This window comes from Dethiothermospora halolimnae (assembly GCF_037577855.1).
Lineage (GTDB): Bacteria > Bacillota > Clostridia > Tissierellales > VENL01 > Dethiothermospora > Dethiothermospora halolimnae.
Genome location: NZ_JBAKFX010000026.1, coordinates 19797 through 41746, shown reverse-complemented (window position 1 = coordinate 41746; position 21950 = coordinate 19797). Strand labels below are relative to the sequence as shown.

24 protein-coding genes and 1 pseudogene are annotated in these 21950 nt (G+C 29.7%); 16 read left to right on the top strand and 9 right to left on the bottom strand.

The window, feature by feature from the left end; all coding sequences use genetic code 11:
* Positions 1 to 168, top strand: a complete 168-nt coding sequence (locus V6137_RS11535; RefSeq protein ID WP_425448088.1) for a CDIF630_02480 family spore surface protein — start codon at positions 1 to 3, stop codon at positions 166 to 168.
* Positions 169 to 190: 22 nt separating this feature from the next.
* Here the strand turns inward: V6137_RS11535 and V6137_RS11530 are convergent, their stop codons facing one another.
* Positions 191 to 901: a TVP38/TMEM64 family protein gene (locus V6137_RS11530; protein ID WP_425448087.1), complete on the bottom strand. Its 711-nt coding sequence runs from the start codon at positions 899 to 901 to the stop codon at positions 191 to 193.
* A gap of 4 nt (positions 902 to 905) precedes the next feature.
* Positions 906 to 1988: a sporulation integral membrane protein YtvI gene (gene ytvI, locus V6137_RS11525; RefSeq protein ID WP_425448086.1), complete on the bottom strand. Its 1083-nt coding sequence runs from the start codon at positions 1986 to 1988 to the stop codon at positions 906 to 908.
* 222 nt (positions 1989 to 2210) lie between these two features.
* Here ytvI and sufC point away from each other — a divergent pair, with 222 nt between their 5' ends.
* The 5 genes from sufC to sufU are packed head-to-tail and all read left to right on the top strand — an operon-like array spanning position 2211 to position 7186.
* On the top strand, positions 2211 to 2963 hold the full coding sequence (gene sufC / locus V6137_RS11520; protein ID WP_425448085.1) for a Fe-S cluster assembly ATPase SufC: 753 nt from the start codon (positions 2211 to 2213) through the stop codon (positions 2961 to 2963).
* Positions 2964 to 2978: 15 nt separating this feature from the next.
* The gene (gene sufB, locus V6137_RS11515) at positions 2979 to 4388 is read left to right on the top strand and encodes a Fe-S cluster assembly protein SufB (protein WP_425448084.1); all 1410 of its coding nucleotides are present in this window, start codon (positions 2979 to 2981) and stop codon (positions 4386 to 4388) included.
* A 12-nt stretch (positions 4389 to 4400) separates the two neighbouring features.
* On the top strand, positions 4401 to 5540 hold the full coding sequence (gene sufD, locus V6137_RS11510; RefSeq protein ID WP_425448083.1) for a Fe-S cluster assembly protein SufD: 1140 nt from the start codon (positions 4401 to 4403) through the stop codon (positions 5538 to 5540).
* Positions 5533 to 6771 carry a cysteine desulfurase gene (locus V6137_RS11505; protein WP_425448082.1) on the top strand — a complete coding sequence of 413 codons (1239 nt, stop codon included), beginning with the start codon at positions 5533 to 5535 and terminating at the stop codon, positions 6769 to 6771. Before sufD ends, V6137_RS11505 begins: the two co-directional genes overlap by 8 nt.
* Complete coding sequence (gene sufU / locus V6137_RS11500) at positions 6761 to 7186, top strand: Fe-S cluster assembly sulfur transfer protein SufU (RefSeq protein WP_425448081.1); 426 nt, start codon at positions 6761 to 6763, stop codon at positions 7184 to 7186. The genes V6137_RS11505 and sufU overlap by 11 nt, the downstream gene beginning before the upstream one ends.
* A gap of 110 nt (positions 7187 to 7296) precedes the next feature.
* Here the strand turns inward: sufU and V6137_RS11495 are convergent, their stop codons facing one another.
* Positions 7297 to 7851: an ECF transporter S component gene (locus V6137_RS11495; RefSeq protein ID WP_425448080.1), complete on the bottom strand. Its 555-nt coding sequence runs from the start codon at positions 7849 to 7851 to the stop codon at positions 7297 to 7299.
* A 31-nt stretch (positions 7852 to 7882) separates the two neighbouring features.
* Between V6137_RS11495 and V6137_RS11490 the strand changes: the two genes are divergently transcribed.
* Positions 7883 to 8044, top strand: a complete 162-nt coding sequence (locus tag V6137_RS11490; protein ID WP_425448079.1) for a hypothetical protein — start codon at positions 7883 to 7885, stop codon at positions 8042 to 8044.
* 162 nt (positions 8045 to 8206) lie between these two features.
* On the top strand, positions 8207 to 8824 hold the full coding sequence (locus V6137_RS11485) for a nitroreductase family protein (RefSeq protein WP_425448078.1): 618 nt from the start codon (positions 8207 to 8209) through the stop codon (positions 8822 to 8824).
* 69 nt (positions 8825 to 8893) lie between these two features.
* Here the strand turns inward: V6137_RS11485 and V6137_RS11480 are convergent, their stop codons facing one another.
* The 5 genes and pseudogenes from V6137_RS11480 to V6137_RS11460 form a co-directional block, all read right to left on the bottom strand.
* Positions 8894 to 9082: a thioredoxin family protein gene (locus tag V6137_RS11480; RefSeq protein WP_425448098.1), complete on the bottom strand. Its 189-nt coding sequence runs from the start codon at positions 9080 to 9082 to the stop codon at positions 8894 to 8896.
* 64 nt (positions 9083 to 9146) lie between these two features.
* Positions 9147 to 9386, bottom strand: a complete 240-nt coding sequence (locus tag V6137_RS11475; protein WP_425448077.1) for a thioredoxin family protein — start codon at positions 9384 to 9386, stop codon at positions 9147 to 9149.
* A 12-nt stretch (positions 9387 to 9398) separates the two neighbouring features.
* A pseudogene (locus V6137_RS11470) lies at positions 9399 to 10346 on the bottom strand (permease).
* A gap of 36 nt (positions 10347 to 10382) precedes the next feature.
* Complete coding sequence (locus V6137_RS11465; RefSeq protein ID WP_425448076.1) at positions 10383 to 10706, bottom strand: ArsR/SmtB family transcription factor; 324 nt, start codon at positions 10704 to 10706, stop codon at positions 10383 to 10385.
* Between the two features lie 171 nt (positions 10707 to 10877).
* A complete protein-coding gene (locus V6137_RS11460; RefSeq protein WP_425448075.1) occupies positions 10878 to 11897 on the bottom strand; it encodes a YeiH family protein in 1020 nt (339 codons plus the stop codon).
* Between the two features lie 285 nt (positions 11898 to 12182).
* Between V6137_RS11460 and V6137_RS11455 the strand changes: the two genes are divergently transcribed.
* From V6137_RS11455 to V6137_RS11445, 3 genes are all read left to right on the top strand, one after another.
* Positions 12183 to 13274, top strand: coding sequence for a metallophosphoesterase family protein (locus tag V6137_RS11455; RefSeq protein WP_425448074.1), 1092 nt, complete (start codon positions 12183 to 12185; stop codon positions 13272 to 13274).
* Positions 13271 to 16009 (top strand): ATP-binding protein, encoded by a 2739-nt coding sequence (locus tag V6137_RS11450; RefSeq protein ID WP_425448073.1) that lies wholly within the window; start codon positions 13271 to 13273, stop codon positions 16007 to 16009. The genes V6137_RS11455 and V6137_RS11450 overlap by 4 nt, the downstream gene beginning before the upstream one ends.
* An 81-nt stretch (positions 16010 to 16090) precedes the next feature.
* A complete protein-coding gene (locus tag V6137_RS11445) occupies positions 16091 to 16780 on the top strand; it encodes a metallophosphoesterase (RefSeq protein ID WP_425448072.1) in 690 nt (229 codons plus the stop codon).
* Here V6137_RS11445 and V6137_RS11440 read toward each other — a convergent pair.
* Positions 16777 to 17163, bottom strand: a complete 387-nt coding sequence (locus V6137_RS11440; RefSeq protein ID WP_425448071.1) for a YetF domain-containing protein — start codon at positions 17161 to 17163, stop codon at positions 16777 to 16779. The genes V6137_RS11445 and V6137_RS11440 overlap by 4 nt on opposite strands.
* A 94-nt stretch (positions 17164 to 17257) precedes the next feature.
* Here V6137_RS11440 and V6137_RS11435 point away from each other — a divergent pair, with 94 nt between their 5' ends.
* The 5 genes from V6137_RS11435 to V6137_RS11415 all read left to right on the top strand — a co-directional run bounded on the left by V6137_RS11435 (position 17258) and on the right by V6137_RS11415 (position 21948).
* Positions 17258 to 17809, top strand: coding sequence for a class IV adenylate cyclase (locus V6137_RS11435; protein WP_425448070.1), 552 nt, complete (start codon positions 17258 to 17260; stop codon positions 17807 to 17809).
* 315 nt (positions 17810 to 18124) lie between these two features.
* A complete protein-coding gene (locus V6137_RS11430; protein WP_425448069.1) occupies positions 18125 to 18697 on the top strand; it encodes a hypothetical protein in 573 nt (190 codons plus the stop codon).
* Between the two features lie 82 nt (positions 18698 to 18779).
* Positions 18780 to 18935, top strand: coding sequence for a hypothetical protein (locus V6137_RS11425; protein ID WP_425448068.1), 156 nt, complete (start codon positions 18780 to 18782; stop codon positions 18933 to 18935).
* 269 nt (positions 18936 to 19204) lie between these two features.
* Positions 19205 to 20596: a TldD/PmbA family protein gene (locus V6137_RS11420; RefSeq protein ID WP_425448067.1), complete on the top strand. Its 1392-nt coding sequence runs from the start codon at positions 19205 to 19207 to the stop codon at positions 20594 to 20596.
* Entirely contained in the window at positions 20596 to 21948 is a 1353-nt protein-coding gene (locus V6137_RS11415) for a TldD/PmbA family protein (RefSeq protein ID WP_425448066.1), read from the top strand. Before V6137_RS11420 ends, V6137_RS11415 begins: the two co-directional genes overlap by 1 nt.
* Positions 21949 to 21950: the final 2 nt, after the last annotated feature.

Sequence of the window (21950 nt, the reverse complement as noted above, 5' to 3'; positions counted from 1 at the left end):
ATGGCTAAAAATAGATACAAACAAAGGAAAATGGAAATCCCAATTGAAAATCATAAAACAGCGGCATGGGCAAATATAGAAAAAATCAAAAGAGTTTCAAGGGTGCCTATACCAAGTCTTTTAGAAGTTGAAAATGCTAAAGAATATGTTGAGGAAAATCAAAAATAATAAATATGGACAAAATCATTAATTAATGATTTTGTCCATTATTATTTGAATAGAAAACTCCCAAGACTGCAAATAACGCAGATATCATAACATAGATTATAATCCCAATAACTATACTACCACCATGACTTACTATGGCAGAAAATATGGTAACACCGATATTGGAAGGAATCATAAATATAAAAGACGTTATAACATATGTAAATAGATTAATTCCAGTTATACCATAGGCATAATTTTGTAATGTAAAAGGAAATAGTATAATAAGCCTTGTGGTCATTATCATTTTCCAACCTTTATTTTCAACTCCCCTATGAATTTTTTTATAATATTCATTATCCTTAAGTTTTCTTTTAACTATATTTCTAAGGGCATACCTTGATACCAAAAAAGGTAGGGTTGCCGAAATAGTTGTACTGATACATATTAATATGGTCCCAATAATAGGTCCAAAGGCAAGACCTCCTAATATCTTTATGGGAGTTACAGGAAGCATTAATAGTGTGGTTATTATGTTTATAATTATATATATTAGTTGACCTATTATACCTAAATCTTTAATCCATTGTTGGAGCTCAGTTATATTATTCATATTTGCATATTTAGTTAATCCAGAGTATTTAGCTAAAAGTATAAGTAATACTAAGGAAAATATGGTTATAAATAAATGAAATAAATCCTTATTTTTAATATTTATTAATTTATCTTTACTATAATTTTTTAAAAAACCCATATTATCATTCCTTGTTCCTCCATATATTAATTAAATTAGAATCTAAAATAGTTTTGATAACTAAAACAATAACAGGACCTAAGATAACTCCCAACACACCTAATACTTTAAGACCAATATAAATGGACATAAGGGTCACTAGAGGATATAGCCCTACCTGTTTACTAATAATTTTTGGTTCTAGAGATTGTCTTACCAATAATGCAATAGTATATAATAGGATTAAATAAACTCCCATTGTAAAGTCTCCGGTAAAAATCGAAAATATTGCCCAGGGAATAAGGATTATCCCAGTACCTAGAATAGGCAATGCATCGATTATACTTACTAATAGTGCTAGAATAACTGCATATTCAATACCTATAATAAAGAAACCTATACTAAGTTCAATAAAAGTAATTAACATAAGTATTAACTGGGCCTTTAGATATCCCAGTAGGGCCATTATTAAACTGTTTTTTAAAGTGATAATTTTAGAAATAATATTATATGGAATTAAATTACCAATAAATTTTGATAATTTTCTTTTATCACTGCTTATAAAATATGTAGATAAAAATAATACAACAAAAAACAACATAATAGAAGGTAAAGATTTTGCAAAATCATAGGCAAATCTAGTTGTAAATTGGGTAAAAGACTTAATAAATGATGTTAAACCCGATGTAACACCTTCTAACAAGCTATCTACAAATTGAGTGACTTCCTTAGGTAAATCAGAATAAAGTTTTGTTCCCTTAATCATAATATCATTTACTATATAATAGAGGTTATCAAACAATATTGGTAGATTGTCTGATAATCTTTTTATTTCTAAAATAATACGATAAAAAGCTAAGAATAAGATAGAGGACACTAAAAATAAAGTTAAAAGAACCACAATAGCACTGGCAATATTTCTTTTTAGGGAAAATTTTTTTTGAAGATAATTAACCACTGGGTTTGTAATATAAGCAATTAAATATGCCAGTACAAAGGGCATTAGAAACTTTAATACGGTAACAAATAATAAATATATTATAACCAGCAATATAATTATTGATAATATTTGTATTAATAAATCTTTATATTTTTTAGAATATTTCAAATTCACATCCCCACCCTATTATAACATTATTATAAATAAAAAACTAATTACTGTATAAAGGTCCATTACTAGATTCTATTCAATAGGTTTATAACTAATTACAATATAAAAATAATATATATAAAATCCCAGTAAAAAGGTCGGGATAATTGGTTTATTATTTTTGACTATGGGTATTATATTAATAATGATTTTCAATTAAGATTTAAAGGAGAGATATAAATGTCAAATAAACTCTTAAAAATAAAAAATTTGCATACAAAAATAGAAGATAAAGAAATCCTTAAGGGGTTAGATTTGGAAGTGAATAAAGGCGAGATTCATGTAATAATGGGTCCTAATGGCGCAGGCAAATCAACCCTTGCCTATACATTAATGGGGCATCCTAAATACAAGACAGTGGATGGAGAAATAGAATTTGATGGAGAAAACATAAATGAACTTAAAGCAGATGAACGGGGTCAAAAAGGTATATTTTTATCCTTTCAATATCCTGAAGAGATACCGGGGGTTACTGTGGAAGATTTTTTAAGAACAGCTAAAAGCTCAGTAACAGGTAAGAGACAAATGGTTATGAAGTTTAAAAAAGTACTTAAAGAAAAAATGGATCTTTTAGATATAAAGGAAGAATATGCATCTAGATATTTAAATCAAGGTTTTTCAGGAGGAGAGAAAAAGAAAAACGAGATGCTTCAAATGGCTGTTTTAGAGCCTAAGTTGGCAATATTAGATGAGACCGATTCAGGGCTTGATGTTGATGCTATAAAAACTGTGGCAAAAGGGGTTAAGGAGCTTAAAAATGATGAAAATTCAATAATAGTTATAACCCATTATAATAAGATACTTGAATATTTAAAACCAGATTATGTTCACATTTTACTAGATGGAAAGATAGTGGAATCTGGAGACATTAATTTGGCTAATGAGATAGATGATAAAGGCTATGAAACTGTTAAAGCAAAATACTCTAGATAGTGGGAGTGATTAAATATGGAAAAGAGAAAGAAAACCTATATAGAAGATGTTGAGCGTGGTGTATATGATATAAAAAATGAATTTAAGTATAGATATAAATCGGAAAAGGGTCTTACTGAAGAGATAATAAGGGAGATATCAAGGGAAAAGGATGAACCTAAATGGATGATGGATTTTAGACTTAAATCCCTAGAAATATATAATAGTAAACCGGTTCCTGAGTGGGGGGCTGATTTATCTGGTTTAGATATTGAAAATATCATAACCTATATTCGCCCTGATGCTGATATGGGAAGTAGATGGGAAGATGTACCGGAGGATATAAAGAAAACCTTTGAATCCTTAGGGATTCCTGAAGCCGAAAGAAAATCCCTAGCAGGTGTGGGAGCCCAATACGATTCAGAAGTGGTATATCACAATATAAAAGAGGATTTAGTTAAACAAGGGGTCATATACACAGATATGGAAACAGCAATTAATGAATATGAAGATATAGTAAAGGAATACTTTATGAAGTTAGTACCTCCAAATGATCATAAATTTGCAGCATTACATGGAGCTGTATGGTCTGGAGGATCCTTTGTATATGTACCTGAAGGTGTAGAAGTAGATATACCCCTTCAGTCATATTTTAGATTAAATGCTCCCGGTGCAGGACAGTTTGAGCATACTTTAATAATAGTTGAAAAGGGAGCCAGTGTACACTTTATAGAAGGTTGTTCAGCTCCCAAATATTCTGTAAATAACCTACATGCCGGTTGTGTTGAATTATTTGTAAAAGAAGATGCAAAACTTAGATATAGTACAATAGAAAATTGGTCAAGAAATATGTATAACCTAAATACAAAAAGGGCAGCAGTTGATAAAAACGGAGTCATAGAGTGGGTATCGGGGTCCTTTGGTTCTAAGGTATCTATGCTTTATCCCATGAGTATATTAAGGGGAGAAGGAGCTAGAGCAGAGTTTACAGGTATTACATTTGCATCAACGGGACAACATTTAGATACTGGTTCAAAGGTGGTTCATGCGGCCCCATATACAACATCAACAATAAACTCAAAATCAATATCGAAAAATGGTGGATATGCTTTTTATAGAGGACTTTTAAAAGTTGCACCAAATGCCCATCACTGTAAGTCAACAGTTTCCTGTGAATCCTTAATGCTTGATAATGATTCTAAATCTGATACAGTGCCCATAATAGAACTTATGAATGACAATATAGACATAGGTCATGAGGCTAAAATAGGTAGAATAAGCGATGAAGCAATATTTTATCTAATGAGCAGGGGAATAGATGAAGAGGAAGCAAAGGCAATGATAGTAAGGGGATTTGTTGAACCTATAACAAAGGAATTACCCCTTGAGTATGCAGTTGAGTTAAATAATCTAATTAACCTAGAACTAGAAGGAACCATAGGTTAAAGGAGGGATAGAATGGATAATAATAGAATAATATCTGATTTTAGAGAAGAAAAGTTTAAAAGATATGATGCTTTAAGTCTACCTAAATGGAAAAGATTAAGGGTAAAAGAGATTCCTTTGCCAGAATATAAGGATTATAATAAAGAATTTTTAAGTTTTAATAAAAAAGACTTAAGTAATATCAAAGTTAGAAGTATATTAGATGATATAAATTCCTTTGAAGGTCTTAAGGACTATTTATATATAAAAGAAAAATTTGGAGTGGACGAGAAACTAGTAACCCTATCGGAATCCCTATATAATAGTGGAGTAGTGGCATATGCCTCTAATGGCAACAAAAATAAGGCATATATATATGTAAGATATGATATGGATAAAGATAATCCAGTTGTTTTAGATCACAATATAATAGTGGCTAAAGAAAATAGTGAAGTTAATATATTATTTGACTATGCTTCTAATAGTGATACTAAAGTATTTCATAATGGCGTTACAAAGGTGTTCGCCGAAAGGGGTTCTGTGGTAAATATTATAAAGATTCAAAGATTAAGTGATATATCAATTAACCTTGATTCAAATATAGCAAAAATAGAAGGTAACGGTAAGGTAAATTGGATATCTGTTGATTTTGGAAGTGAAATAAATGGAACCAATTATATTACTAACCTAAATGGTGATACCAGTGAATCAAATTTAAGTAGTGTTTATATAGGTGATGGAGATAGAAAGATGGACTTGGGATATTCAATGGTCCACAGGGGAAGACGAAGTATAAGTAATATAGAGACTAGGGGAGTATTAAAGGATAATGCCAGAAAAGTATTTAGAGGAAACCTAGACTTTAAGAAAGGCTCCACTAGATCTAAAGGGGTAGAAGAGGAATATGTTATATTACTAGATAAAACAGTAAAGGCCGATGCTATTCCAGCCCTATTATGTGAAGAAGACGATGTGGAAGGGGAACATGCTGCCAGTGCCGGTCAAGTGGATGAAAATAAATTATTTTATATGATGAGTAGAGGACTAACGGAAAAGGAAGCTAAAAAGCTGATAATAAAGGGCTCCTTTAAACCCATTGTTGATAGAGTAAATATAGAAGAGTTTCATAATATAATAAATAATGAAATAGATAGGAGAATTATCAATGACTAAAATAAATGTGGAAAATATAAAAAAGGATTTTCCAATATTAGATCAAAGGGTAAATGATAATAATCTAGTTTATTTAGATAGTGCTGCCACAACCCATAAACCTAAGTCTGTATTAGATGAAGTAAGGGAATATAATGAAAAGCATAATGGAAATCCCCATAGGGGAGCCCATAGTTTGAGTGTAATATCAACAGAAAAATATGAGGATGCTAGAGAACGGGTAAGGAAGTTTATAAATGCCAAGAGTAGTAAGGAGATTATATTTACTAAAAATACAACTGAAAGCTTAAATCTTATCACCTATTCCTATGGAATGGACTTTATAAATAGTGGAGATGAAATAGTATTATCAATAATGGAGCATCACAGCAATATAGTACCTTGGCAAAGAGTTGCCAAGGCTAAAAATGCTAATATTAAATATATGTATTTAAATGAAGATGAAAAGCTAACAATGGATGAAGTTAAAGAAAAGATAACTAAAGATACAAAAATAGTTGGTATAACCCATATGTCAAATGTATTGGGTACAATAAACCCAATAAAGGACATAATAGATTATGCCCATGATATGGGGGCTATAGTAGTGGTGGACGGTGCCCAAAGTACCCCCCATATGAAAGTAGATGTTACAAGTTTAGATGCTGACTTTTTCGTATTTTCAGGTCACAAAATATTGGGACCCATGGGGATAGGAGTACTATATGGAAAGGAAGAATTATTGGAAACAATGTCCCCATTTTTAAGTGGTGGAAATATGATTGAATATGTTTTAGAAAATGAATCTACATTTGCCCCTATACCCCATAAGTTTGAAGGTGGAAGTCAAAATGTAGAAGGGGCAGTAGGTCTAGCTAAGGCTATAGAGTATATAGAAAATATAGGTATAGAAAGTATCAGAAATCATGAAATAGAACTTACAAGGCATGCTTTGGAAAAAATGATGGAAATACCCTATATAAAAATACATGGACCTAAAGATGTAGATAATAGAGGTGGAGTTATATCCTTTAGTGTAGATGATGTTCATCCCCATGATGTGGCAAGTATATTAGATGCCTATGGGGTAGAAGTTAGATCAGGACATCACTGTGCCCAGCCTTTAATGAAATATTTAGATATACCGGGAACAACAAGGATAAGTTTTTATTTATATAATGATAAACAGGATGTGGATATATTTATTGAGAGCTTAAAAAAAGTGAGGAAGTGGTTAGGATATGGATCTTAATGGTATTTATTCCCAATTGATTATGGAACATAATAAAAGTGGTCACAATAAAAAAGAGATAGATAATCCAGATTATACTGAAAGGGGACATAATCCCAGTTGTGGTGATGATTTGACTGTTTCAGTAAAGTTTAATAAAGACATATTAGAAGATATATCCTTTATGGGAACAGGATGCGCCATATCAGAGGCTTCAGCATCTATGATGATAGATCTTATAAAGGGAAAAACCAAAGAAGAAGCAATAGATGATATAGAAACTTTTATGGGAATGATAAAAAAAGAAATAACTGATGAAGAGGAATTAGAAAAGTTAGAAGATGCCATAGTACTAAAAAATATATCAAATATGCCTGCTAGGGTAAAATGTGGGGTGCTGGCATGGCATACTTTAAATGAGATATTAAAAAAATAGAGCTAGATAGATCTAGCTCTGTTTTAACGTTATATAATAAAATATTGTCTATCTATATGTAGGGTCTGGGCATGCCCAGACCGAATTTCATGGCATAAAATCATATTCTCTCAAAATTTAAAATTTGATTTTTTAAATACTTGTTTTAGTATCATAGCTAAAGGTAGACCTATAAACAGACCTATTCCAACCTGTAATACATCTCCGTATATTGAACTTACTGCTCCAACCCAGCTATGATGAAGAATTAAGTTAGTGCAGAAATATCCAGCCACCATCCAAACACCAGATATTAAAATAGCTATAATATTGTAAAACATATTTTCACCTTTTTTTCCATTAGCATAGGCTATTGTACCGATGGTATAACCCATAACAAATCTTATTACAAGAGTAAATGGAGCCCACATATAAAATGGAGAGGTGACATCAAATAAAAACATACCTAGCCCTCCAGCAATAGCTCCTCTATGTTTACCAAAAACTATAGAAATTGCAACTAAAGCAGCTGTACCCATATGAACTAAACCACCATCATTAATAGAAACTGGAAGGTGAAACTTAATCATAAAAGTTGCTACAAAGACAATTGCTATTAATAATGAATTCAAAACTAAATCTCGTGTGGTCATTTTAGAAAATGATCTTATATTAGTATTTTCCATATTATTACCTCCTCTTTTTAGTATGTATAGTATGATTACAATAATATTATACAATAGATACAATGAAGATACAATGTCTTTTTTAGAAAAAATACCAATGCATTGTATCGGTACTTATATTAAAGAAGAAAGAAGAAATGGAAACCGTAGGGACAGGGCAAGCCCTGTCCAGAAGGGCGGTCATGAAATTTAATATGGAAGCGAGATTAATGGACGGCTAGAGAAATAGGATGTTAAAGTCGATCAAGGAATGCCTAGACTCTAATATTATTAAAGAAGAAATGGAAATCAGAGAATAAAGAATAAATAAAAGGGTAAATAAATTAATAATAATAAATACAGGGAAGGTGATTTTGTGAAGGATTTAAGAGAAATATATGAAACCAGAAGGTCAGTTAACTATTTTGATAAAGATAAAGAAATAGAGGAGGATACATTAAAGGACATAATTAATATGGCTGTGTTGGCACCATCGGCATTTAATATTCAACCATGGGAGATAGTAGTCATAAAATCCGATAAAGCTAGAAAAGAACTATATGAAAAGGCTTGTAATCAACAAAAAGTTTTAGATGCCCCTGTGACCCTTGCCATAATAGGAGATACAAATGGTTATAAAAGGGACAATATAATGTGGGATGAAAAGATAAATAATGGACTATCGGAAGACAAGGCAAAGGGGATAATAAATCATTGTGATACAAAATTATATCCAACATCTGAGAAAAAGGTGGCTTTTGCAGCTAGAAATAGTTCATTATTGGCAATGTCCATTATGTACTCAGCAAAATACCATGGAGTAGAGAGTCATCCAATGATTGGATTTGATGAAGATAAAGTAAAGGAATTATTTGATATAGATGATGATAAAATAGTTACAATGCTTATAACAATGGGATATCATGATAATAGTAATGAAATAAAACCAAGGGAAAGAAGGCTTATGTATCATGAGATAGTTAAGGAAGTATAGAGTGATATTAGGGCTGAATATATTCAGCACTTTTTCCTGAAACCTACATAAAAAGGGCAAAAGCCCTTTTTATTTTAATGCCTTTTCTAATATATCTGGCATATCCAATATTGAAGGAACTTTTCCTTCAAATATAATTTTACCATTTACCATTAGAGCGGGCATTCTTTTTATGCCTAATTTTTTTATTTCTCTAATATCTCCTATAATTTCAAAATCAGGGCGATAACCCAGTTGTTCTAAAGCCGCATCAACGATGGGCGCCAGTTTACTGCCGCCTCAGCAAACCTCATCGTATATCTTAATATCCATAGAAATCCTCCTATTTATTTTTTTCTATAATATTTTTAAGTTCTTTTTTTGAAAAAGTTTTTCCCGATGATTTTACTTCATCATCTATAACTAATCCAGGAGTTTTCATAACTCCATACTTTAGTATTTCCTTTAAGTCCTCAACTTTTTCAACATTTGCATTAATACCCATTTCTCCTACTACTTCTTTAGCTAGTTTGTAGGTTTTAGAACATTTTTCACATCCAGAACCTAAGATTTTAATATCCATAACAAATCCCTCCTATAAGATAATATTAAATAAATACCCAACTAATATTATTGAAACACCGGTTATAGCTACAAAGATACCTATTAGTTTAGGCTTTATAACTTTTTTAAGAAGTATCATTTCTGGTAAAGATAATGCCACAACGGACATCATAAAGGATAGAGCTGTTCCAACTCCAACCCCTTTACCAATAAGGGCTGTAACTATAGGCATAACACCTACGGCATTTGAATATAGTGGGATACCAAGAACTACTGCCACAAATACTGCAAAAGGGTTATTAGGACCGGCATATTTAACAAGGTAGCTTTCTGGGGCATATCCATGTATGGCTGCTCCGATACCTATACCTATTATTATATATATCCAAACCCTCTTAACTATATCCTTAACAGCATCTATGGAAAATTGTAGTCTTTTTTTAAAGTCCATCTTTTCAACTTTTGACTCTCCCATATGAAGTTGATAGACATATTCTTCAACTAAATGTTCAAGTTTAAGTTTATGGATTAATATACCCGATACTATACCAATAAGCATACCTGCCAATGTATAAATAAGGGCAGTTTTAATCCCAAATTCAATTAATAATAAACCTAAAGCTATTTCATTAACAATAGGAGATGTAACTAAAAATGTAAAGGTAACTCCCAGTGGAATCCCCGATTCCACAAATCCTATAAAAATAGGAACTGTACTGCAGCTTCAGAAAGGAGATAGTACACCTAATATAGCTGCAGCCACATGGGACCATATGCCGTGGACCTTTCCAAGTAGTTTTTTGACTTTTTCTGGGGGAAAATAACTTCTTATATAGGATATAATAAATATCATAAAACTAAGTAATATTATTATTTTAAGGGTATCGTATATAAAGAAGTTAACTGCTTCATTAAATTTATCCCCGGCTCTAAAATCTGCCCCAAGCAGATCTAAAAACCAGTTAAAAAATCTAATCACATAGGGAGTAACTATATTAGAGAATTCCTGTAACAATTAGACCCCTCCCTTCTTTAACTCTGCACTTGTTTCTTCCAATTGATTTAATAAGCTTTCTTTAACATTATCAAATATAATAAATACATTTTTATCCTTAACTTTATACATAATCTTAGAACCATCTCTACGACTTTTAACTATTCCTTGCTCCCTTAAAACCTTTAAGTGTTGGGATACATTGGATTGTTCCAATTGTAGTTCTTCTAATATTACACAAACACATAACTCTTTGTCTTTAAGTATATCCAATATTTTCAGTCTTGTGGGATGGGCTAAAGCCTTTAAATAAGATGATGACATTTTGAAAATTGTATCCTTCATATTTTCACCTACCTATATAATGATATTAGCATATTAGAAATTTCTAATATGCTAATATCATTATAACTTTTTGTTATTTTATTTGCAATGTATTTTATGAAATTCTCTGCACTCTGAACTTTGTATTCTGCACATAATAAAGATGTGGCATAGGCCACATCTTTATTACACTTATATCATTAATGTTAATCCTAAACTTATTAAAGAAATACTAATAAATAAAATACTACAAACATAAAGGGCTTTAACTCCCTTTGATGTAAATGATTTAAAGTTAACCTTAAGTCCCATTGATACCATTGCCATAAGTATAAAGAAACTACTTATTTTCTTTAGCATAGATATTATATTTATATTCATATTTGAGATGGTAAACTCAACTGGAACTATATTATAAACTGAGTTTAATGTAAATAATACACCAACCAATATAAACATAAGAACATATGATGGAAACTTAACTTTTTTAGAGCCTTTAGTATTGTTTTTATTAAAAATAATACTTAATATTAAAGCCACCGGAGCCAGCAGAGCAACCCTGGACATTTTAACTATGGTACCTATCTCTAAGCTTTTAGCACCCTTAGCACCGGCTGCTGCTAACGCATGGGAAACCCCTTGTAGGGAACTTCCAGACCATATACCATACTGGATATCGGTTATTGGTAGAACTGCAGCAAAAAAAGTATATATAAATACACCTAAAGCTCCCAACATACTTATAACCGCCACCGCTATGGAAGTATCCTCATCATCGGCATCTATAACTGGCCCCATGGCAACTATGGCAGAGGCACCACATATGGATGAGCCAACCCCTAAAAGGGTAGATAACTTTGTATTTAATTTTCCTATTTTGCCAAAGACATTTGCTAATACTAGTGCTAGTGTAATTAATATAACAACTATAAGTATTATCCAAGGTCCTAAGTTTATTACAGCATCAAAGTTTAATTTAACACCCAATAAAACTATTCCCCATTTTAATATTTTTTTTAAAGAAAATGTTATACCTGATTCATGGGACTTTTTAACTCCTATTGTATTTGAATAGATTATACCCAATATTATTGCTATTGTTAATGTTTCTATTGCTAGGTTTTTGAAATGACTAAAAATAAATTCATTGATTCCCATGGAAATTAGGGATAATATTATAACTAAAATTAATCCTGGTGATAGTTTTTTCAAAAAATCTCCTCCTTGATTGTGATAATGGACAGTGGACGGTTGAGAATTGACAGTAATGGTCCACTGTAATTAGGTAGCTTCCAATTCATTTGAAGGTATCACTACCCAAAAGTATTACTATATAATTTTACACATTATTATAGCATAAGGGAAATAATATTTTCTTATTTAACTATAAGTAAAACTTTTAAATATAGATTTATCAGATAACAATATTATTTTAGAAGGAATTATATTATAAAGTATAGAATATATGTTCTATGGATATAATGGGGAGTGATTTATTTGAAAATAACTTTTTTCCACACTGGAGATTTGCACTTGGGATTAAAATTTAATAACCCTAGGTTTTCTAAGAGTTTTAGAAATAATAGAAGAAATGAGCTTTGGGACACATTTAATAATATTGTAGATAGAGCCAATAAAGAGAAAATAGATTTTTTATTTATAACAGGGGATTTATATGAGGAAGATTACTGTAATATTGGAGATATAAAAAGAATTAAAAATAAATTAAAAACTTTAAATAAAACAAAGGTTATACTAATAGCAGGAAATCATGATCCATTAAAGGACAGATCGTTATATAATTTAATAGAGTGGCCTGATAATGTTTATATTATAAAGAACAGTAGCGTAAATAAACTGGAATTTCCCCAGTATAATATTAATATTTGGGGACTTAGTTGGAATAAAAAGATAGAGAGGGATAACATTTTAGATAATATAAAAATAGAAGATAAATCTAAGGTGAATATATTATTAGCTCATGGGGATACATTAAGTTCTAAATCAGAATACTTGCCTATTGATATAAACAAGCTAGATAGCTTTGATTATGTTGCTTTAGGTCATATACATAAACATCAGTTTATCACTGATAATATTGTATATTGTGGTAGTCCAGAACCTTTAGATTTTGGTGAGACCGGTGCTCATGGAATTATAAAAGGTTCTATATCTAAAGAAAAATTGGATTTAGAATTAATCGAACTAAATAAAAGAAACTATATAATAGAAAAAGTAGAGATTAATGAGAATATGGATTATGAAGAAATTATAGATACAATTAGAAGTTGTAGTGATAAAGAAGTTAAAAATATATTTAGGATAATATTAACAGGATTTATAGATAAGGATATAAATCTTAATATAGAAGATTTAGAACGTAGATTTAAAAATGACTTTTATTATGTTGAAATAATAAATAATACAGTTCTAGATTACGACTTAGAAAAAATAGAAAGGGAAAATAAAACTAATATAATCGGTCATTTTATAAAGGAAATGAAATCTATGGATACCAGGGACCCCATAGTTAAAGATGCCTTATATGAAGGTTTAGAACTTTTGTTAAAGGAGAAGGTGATAAAATGATAATAGATGAATTAAGCCTTAACTCCTTTGGTAAATTTAAAGATGAAAAAATCAATCTAGATAATGGAATAAATATTATATATGGAAATAATGAAGCAGGAAAAACAACCATACATAAATTTATTGAAGGGATGTTTTTTGGGTTTTTTAGACCCTATACTAAAAGAAAATTGTACTCGAAGGATTATAAAAAATACTTTCCATGGAACAGTGATAAATACTATGGAACTCTAAAGTATACTGTCGACGGTGATAAATATAGAATAGATAGAAATTTTTTAAAGGGAAGAGATCAAGTTAAAGTATTTGATGATAAAACAGGGGAAGAGATAACCCATATGTATGACTATGATAAAACTAGTAGATTACATGCCCCAGCATCTTTACACCTAAAGCTTAATTCTGTGGTCTATAATAATACTATAAACATAGGACAACTTAAATGTAAAACAGAAGGGGATTTAGCTAAAGAGGTAAAAGACAGTCTAATAAACCTAGGGGGAAGTTTAGATGAGGATATTTCTGTTGAAAATATAATAAAGGATATAGATAAAAAAATAGATAATATAGGTACTAAGGAGAGAATAAAAACATCTCCCTATGGAAAATTAGCAGAAGAAATAATGGAGTTAGAAGAAGATAAAAAAGAAACGATAGAAGTTTTAAATAAAATAAAGGATAGTCAAATACTAATAAACCATATAAAAGGAGAAATTAAGGATTTAAATGAAGAAAAATTAGATTTACAAGAAAAGATGGAATCAATAGAGGGGATTAGACTGTATAAAAGATATAACAACGCTATTAAAATAAAGAAAGGAATAGAAAACTTAGAAAAGGAACAATTAGAACTTAAAAAATATAGTCATATAGATGATAGTAAATATACAGAAGCTATTAGTATTAATAGCGAAATAAATTCATTAAAGGAAAGAATAGCTGATAATGATATTACCTTACAAGAGTTAGAAGAACAAGTATCTGATTTAAATGATACAGTAAAAAAATATAATTACTTTGAAAATGTTAATAAAGGGGATATAGAAAACTTAAGTAACAAGTTTACCCTTATAAATGATAAGGAAAAGGAAATAGATGAGCTTAATAAAAAGAGAGAAATATTAAAAAGTAAGGTGGACAACGTAGATAAGGGTAATTTAACAGATATAAGGGAAGACTTTTATAAAATTGAAGAGTTAGAAGAGAAAAAAAGAAGTTTGATATATGAAAGAAGAGATGATGAGATAAATAATATAAAGGTTCAAATAGAAAATGAGAATACAAGAAGGTCTAAAATAAATACTATAAACATTACATCATTATCCATAGCCTTTATCACTATTATAGTTGGTTTTATAGTGGATATGAAAGTTAGTATAGTTTCCCCACTATTTATTATACTTGCTTTAATAGGATATAATAAGATGAAATCAATAAATAAAAAATTAGATTCCTTTAAAAAAGATTTAAGGGATAATAGGGAAAAGCGGCTAGATGAAAAAAATAGACTTTCAGACATAGATAAAAATATAGTTATGATATTAAATAAATATGACTGTGATAATAAAACTGATTTAAGAAGACTAATGGATCAATATAGTATGGATATAGGTTTAATAAGTAATAATATTGAAGCTATCAATGACTTAGATAAAAAAATAGATGATGTTAAAAAAGTGTTTGATAAATATAGTGGGGAAATAACAAAATATTTAAATATGGCAAATATAGATGGTGGTATTAATACTAATAATATAAAAAAATTAAAGGATATATTTTGTATATATAATGAAGATACAAATAACATAAATGTACTAAAGGGAGAAATATCAAACATAAAAGATAATAATGAACATTTAAATAAGAGATTAATGGATAAGATAAATGAGTTAGAGAATATTCTAAAAGAGAATAATGCTAAAAATATTAAGGAATTTAAAGAAAATATAGATTATAAAAATAAATTTTTAAAAATTAAAGGGAAATTAGATGGTGAAAATAAACTGTTTGATAGTATACTTAATGGAGATTCTTTAAGTTTATTAAAGGAAAAATTGACTAGATATAATGTGGATGATATCCAAGATGCCGATTTTGATATGGAAAAAAACAAAGAAGTATTGGAGGGGATAAATAATAGTATTGTAGAAAAGAGGGAAGAATTATCTAAGTTAGAAGAGAAGGTTAAATATTATTTATCTAGTGTAACTCCATTAGCTTATCTAAATGAAGAAATAGATAGAAAATCTAGTTTAATTAAGGATTATGAAGATAAGCTACAATCATTAAAACTTGTAAAAACAACTATTAATAAGTTGTCTAAGAACATACATAGGGAGTTCGCTCCTAAGCTTAATGCCAAGGTTAGTACATTAATAGGAAGTATTACCGGGGATAAGTATAAAAAAGTTAAGATAAATGAAAAAATAAATATAAAAGTGTCCGATGAAAATAGTGGTAAATTAGTTAATGTAAACACATTAAGTTCAGGAACTATGGACCAACTTTATTTTGCCACAAGACTGGGTATAATTAATGTAATTAGAGAAGATAACAATATACCTATTATATTAGATGATTGCTTTACCCAATATGATGTAAAAAGATTAACTAATATATTAAAATTCTTATCAAAAGAAAGTTTAAACAGACAAATAATTTTATTTACCTGCCACGAAAGGGAAAGTAAAGTATTTGATAAATTAAATGTGAAATATAACTATGTTGAGGTTTAACATTAACTATTAAAAACTGTAAAATAAGAGGTTTGTACTTTCATGTTAGACATTAACATTAAGACTATAGAGGTGATTTATATGAGCATATATGGAATCGGAGATCTACATATGGATTCATCGGGGAAAAAGCCCATGGATGTATTTGGAGATAACTGGATAAACCATGATGAAAAAATATTTGAATACTGGAAAGAAACTGTAAAAGAAGGTGACTTAGTATTATTACCTGGAGATATATCCTGGGCATTAAAACTCAAGGATGCTAAGGATGATTTAGAAAAGATAGATAGACTTCCAGGGATAAAGATTATTACTAAAGGTAACCACGATTATTGGTGGGAAACTAAAACAAAGCTTAACAATCTTGATCTTGATGCAATAACTTTTTTACATAATGATAGTTATATACACAAAAATATAGGAATATGCGGTTCTAGAGGCTGGGCAGCTAAGGATAGCGATGAATTTAATGAACATGATGAAAAAATGTTTAATAGGGAATTAAATAGGCTAGAACTATCATTATCATCAATAAAAGATGATGTTAGTAAAAAAATAGTTATGATACACTATCCACCATTTAATTCCACAGATAAAAGTCCCAATGAATTTGTGGATTTAATGAAAAAATATAATGTAGATATATGTGTTTATGGACATTTACATGCAGAGGGACATTATTTTGCTGTTGAAGGTAATATAGAAGGCATTGACTTTCACTGTATTTCCTGTGACTATATTGATTTTAAATTAAAGAAAATACTCTAGGAGATTACAATTTTGCCTGAAGGTTCTAATGTGGCTTGGGTCACTTTGTTTATATGGGAAACACCTTTATTATTTAATGTATCTATTAACCAATCTTGATCCTTATTAATCATATTTAAATTATTAGATAGGATTTGTCCATCTATTATAAGATCTAAGGGTAAAGTTACGGTTTCTTTAGGATTTTCAAATTTAGACTCAGTGTAATTAATATTATCAAGGTCGATATCTCCTAATAAAGCTATTTCTACGTCTTGATAATTTACTTCTTTTGGTATAAATGATTTATTATTTTTTTTAAAACTTTTAGCTTTGTAGATTATATATACAAGAATTATGGTAAAAAGACTTAAATATAAAAGGGCAGAGTATAGTAAATTCATTTTAACACCTCCATATTAAAAGGATTTACATTTTATTATTAAAAAATACATTTAAAAAACATGTAATTTTAAAATTTTAACTGGGAGTGATTATATGGCTAAGGAACTTGAAGTTAAGGTATTAAATATAGATAAAAATAATATAGAAAAAAAACTTAAAGAGATTGGTGCTAAACTAATAAAAAAGGAACATCAAGTAAATACAATATTTGATACAGAGGATAGAATTATAAAAAATAGGGACAAAGGTTATCTAAGAATAAGGGAATCAAAGGATATTATTAATAATGATACCCAATATATTTTTACTTTAAAGAAAAATATAGCTAAAAATGCCCTAAGGGAGAATATAGAGATAGAAACCAAAATAGATAATGAAGAGGCCCTTACTGAAATATTAAGACACTTGGATTTAGATATAAGACATAGGGGAACAAAGGAAAGAATATCCTACAAATATGATAATATAAGATTTGATATAGACACATGGAATAAGGAAACATATCCTGAACCCTATTTAGAAATTGAGGTAGATAATGAAGAAGATTTAAATAAAGCTATAGAATTATTAGAATTAGCTAGGGATAATGTGACATCTAAGTCATTGGCACAGTTAAGGATGGAAGTAGGATTAACTGATTTATAATATCTTAATTGTATCTAACATATTTATGATATTTTATATAACTGTTAAAAGGTTGTTATTCTGTTATTGGAGTACTATTATCTTATTACTAGAGTATTATTATCCTATTACTAGAATATCATGATTCAATTACTAGAGTATTACTATTCAATTACTAGAGTATTACTATTCAATTATTGGAGGATTGCTATCTTGTTGTTGGGGGATTCGTAATCCCCCAACCTGAAAACCTATTAAATTACTCACACTCTTTAGACTTTAACATAAAATATAATAGGGCTATTAATATATAAAGTCAATAAGGGTGGTAATTTTATGGGTAAAGAAACTTCTATAACAAGTTTAATAGGGTTGGCATTACCATTAATGATGCTTTTAAATAATAAGAATGAAAAGGGTGACGGGATTAAATTAAACCTTGATTTAAATGATGATTTTGAAAGGAAAAAGGCTTTAGTTAGTAATATAAAGGGATATTTTAATGAAAACGGACAGGAGACATTAAGTAAGGTTGAAGATATAATAGACATATTTAATAAAGTAAAAAGAATAAAGGAATCAAAATATAAAAATGAAGTAAAAAGTACTAATAATTTACCTGCTATCGATAAAGGGGAAAGAATTTTAGCTGAAATGATAGACTATATGGATGATGATAGAAAAAAAGTAGCAGAAAATATTATAGATACAAAAAAAAGAATAGATGAAACAAAACATAACATTACAACATATAAAGAAAGTAATGAAAAAATTGATATTAAGAAAATAGACTCTATTATAGACTTAATAAAATGTTTTGATCCTGTTTTAGATGATAAACACAAGAAAAAAGTGAAGAAAATAGAAAAAATTATGGAAGTTATGAAGATGTCTGAGGATGAGTTTTAATAATAATTGTAACTATATATGCCTTTCTAGAATAATAATATATTAAATAAGTGGCAAAACATATTATAGGAGGGTATGTTTTATGGGGCAAGGATTGTTTAGACCAAGGGATGAAAGCTTATTATTCTTTTTCTTATTATTAGTTCTTTTATATAATAACATGGGATTTGATAATGATAATAAAGAAAGTTTACTATTTTTCTTTTTATTATTGGTTATTTTCTATAATGGATTTTGAAACTACTTAAAATAGGGTGTTCCAATGGGACACCCTTAGTTTATTTATAGGTTTTAGGTTAAGGGGGAATCAAAGGGACAGTTCATTAGAATTATTTCTAATTTTGGCATTAAGAAATTTAGAAGTTTTAACTTTAATATTTGGGACTCGTAATTCCCCAGTTTATTTTAATTAAAGATACAAAATAAATATTAAATAAATATGAAGGAATAGATATTAGAGTATCGAAATAATATAAATAGAGTAATTTTATAAGGGGAGGTTAGTTTATGTTAAATAAAAGTATTATAGAAGATGTAATAAATGCAGCTCTATCTACAGGTGGAGATTTCGCTGAAGTTTTTGTTGAAGATAAATTTAATACAAGCCTTGCTATGATAGGGGGCAAGATAGAAAATGGAATGTCAGGTAGAGACTATGGTGTTGGTATAAGGATTTTTAATAGTACCAATAGTGTTTATGCATATACCAATGATTCATCGAAGGAAAACTTAATCACTGTTGCTAAAAAGGCTGCCAAGGCCATAAATGGGACAAAGGGAGATATAACATTAAATTTTACAACACCTAAAATAGAAAATGTCCATAAAATATTGATATTACCAAGGGGAGTTAAGAAGGATAAAAAAGTCGAGCTTTTAAGAAGAGCATATAATAGTGCTAAAAACTTTGATGATTGCATATCCCAGGTAGCCATCAGATACTTAGATGAGGAACAAAATATATTAGTTGCCAATTCAGATGGGTTATTTGTTGAGGACACAAGGGTAAGAACAAGAACGGCTATCTCATCTGTGGCATCTAAAGATGGAGAAATGCAATCGGGTTTTTATGGACCAGGTGCCCATATGGGATTTGAATTTTATGACAATATAGATATAGAAGAATATGCAAAGGAAGCATCAAGGATTGCTAAAACCATGATAAACGCAGAGCCATGCCCCAGTGGAAAAATGCCAGTAATAATTGATAATAAATTTGGCGGAGTAATATTCCATGAAGCATGTGGCCATGGATTAGAGGCATCATCGGTGGCTAAAGGAACTTCAATATATGCAGGGAAACTTGGTGAAAAGGTAGCATCGGATGTTGTTACTGCTATAGATGATGGAACCCAACCGAATGCTTGGGGGTCAATCAATATTGATGACGAAGGAACTAAAAGCAGAAAAAATGTATTAATAAAAAATGGAATATTAAAGGGATATATGGTTGATAAACTAAATGGAAGAAGAATGAATATGGACTCCACGGGTTCAGGAAGAAGGCAATCCTATAAATTTGCTCCAACTTCTAGAATGACAAATACATATATAGATAATGGAGATTCCACAAGGGAAGAAATAATTAAAAATACAGAACATGGACTATATGCAAAATATATGGGTGGGGGCTCAGTAAATCCAGCTACAGGAGACTTTAACTTTGCAGTTATGGAAGGATATATGATTAAAAATGGGAAAATAGACAGACCGGTTAGAGGAGCAACCCTTATAGGCAATGGAATGGATATACTTAAGAAAATAGATATGGTTGGAAATAATCTAGACTATGGCCAAGGAATGTGTGGTTCGTCCAGTGGTTCTATACCTACCAATGTTGGCCAGCCTACAATAAGAGTAGGATCAATAACCGTTGGTGGTAGAAAGGGGGATAAATAATGGATATAAGAGGTATAATTGATAGATTATTTGAGAAGGGTAAATCTAAAGGTTTAGAAGAGATGGAAGTGTTTATTCAAAGAGGTAGTGAATTTGAACTTATGGTTTATAAGCAAGAGATAGATAAATACAGTATTGCAGACCAAGAGGGACTTTCCTTTAGAGGTATCTATAATGGGAAAATGGGCTATTCCTATACTGAAAAAGTAGATGAGACATCAATAGATATGCTTATAGAAGAGGCTATATCCAATGCTAAAGTCATAGATAGTGATGATGAAGAAGAAATATTTGAAGGTTCTAAGGAATATAAAACTATAGATGTATACAATGATAATTTAGATAAAGTAACTCAAGAGGAAAAAATTAATTTTGCAAAGGAGTTAGAAAATGAGGCCTTTAAGTTAGATGATAGGGTTGAAAGTGTAAACTATTGTTTATATAACGACGAAAAATCTAATACAATCATGGTAAATACTAAAGGGCTAGACTTAGAAGATAAAATGAATATAGCTATTGGATATATTTCTGTTGTGGTTAAAGAAGGAAATGATGTAAAAACGGCGGGTAAGCTTATTACCTCCAATAATTTTAGCAAATTTAAACCTAAAAAACTTGCTAAAGAAGCGGTCGAAGAAGCTATATCAATGTTAAATGCAGATAGTATTAAATCTGATGAATATGAAGTGGTATTAAGAAGGGATGTTTCTGCTAATATATTAAAGGCATTTTCCCCTATTTTCTCCGCAGAAAAGGTGCAAAAAGGGTTATCTATGCTAAAGGGAAAACTGAATAAAAAAATAGGAAATGATATACTGACTATAGTTGATGATCCATTTATGAAGGCAGGAGTAGGCTCTAGGTCCTTTGATGGTGAAGGGGTTGCAACTAAATATAAGAAAATAATAGATAAAGGAGTTTTAACTACCTATCTTCATAATTTAAAGACAGCTAAAAAAGATGGTGTTGATTCCACAGGAAATGCATTAAAATCATCATATAAATCTTCTATTTCAATAGCCCCAACTAATATGTATATAGAAAAGGGAGATATAACCTTTGATAATATGATTAAAGGTGTAGATAAGGGTATACTAATAATAGATGTCCAAGGTTTGCACTCTGGACTTAATACTGTCTCTGGGGACTTCTCATTATCAGCATATGGATATGAAATACTAAATGGTAAAATAAATAGACCAGTTAATCAAATAACAATAGCAGGAAATTATTTTGAAATGTTAAATGATATAGAAGAAATTGGAGACGATCTAGAGTTTGGAATGCCCGGTTCATCCTACATTGGTTCTCCATCAATAAAAATAAAAAAATTATCAGTAGCAGGAAAATAGAG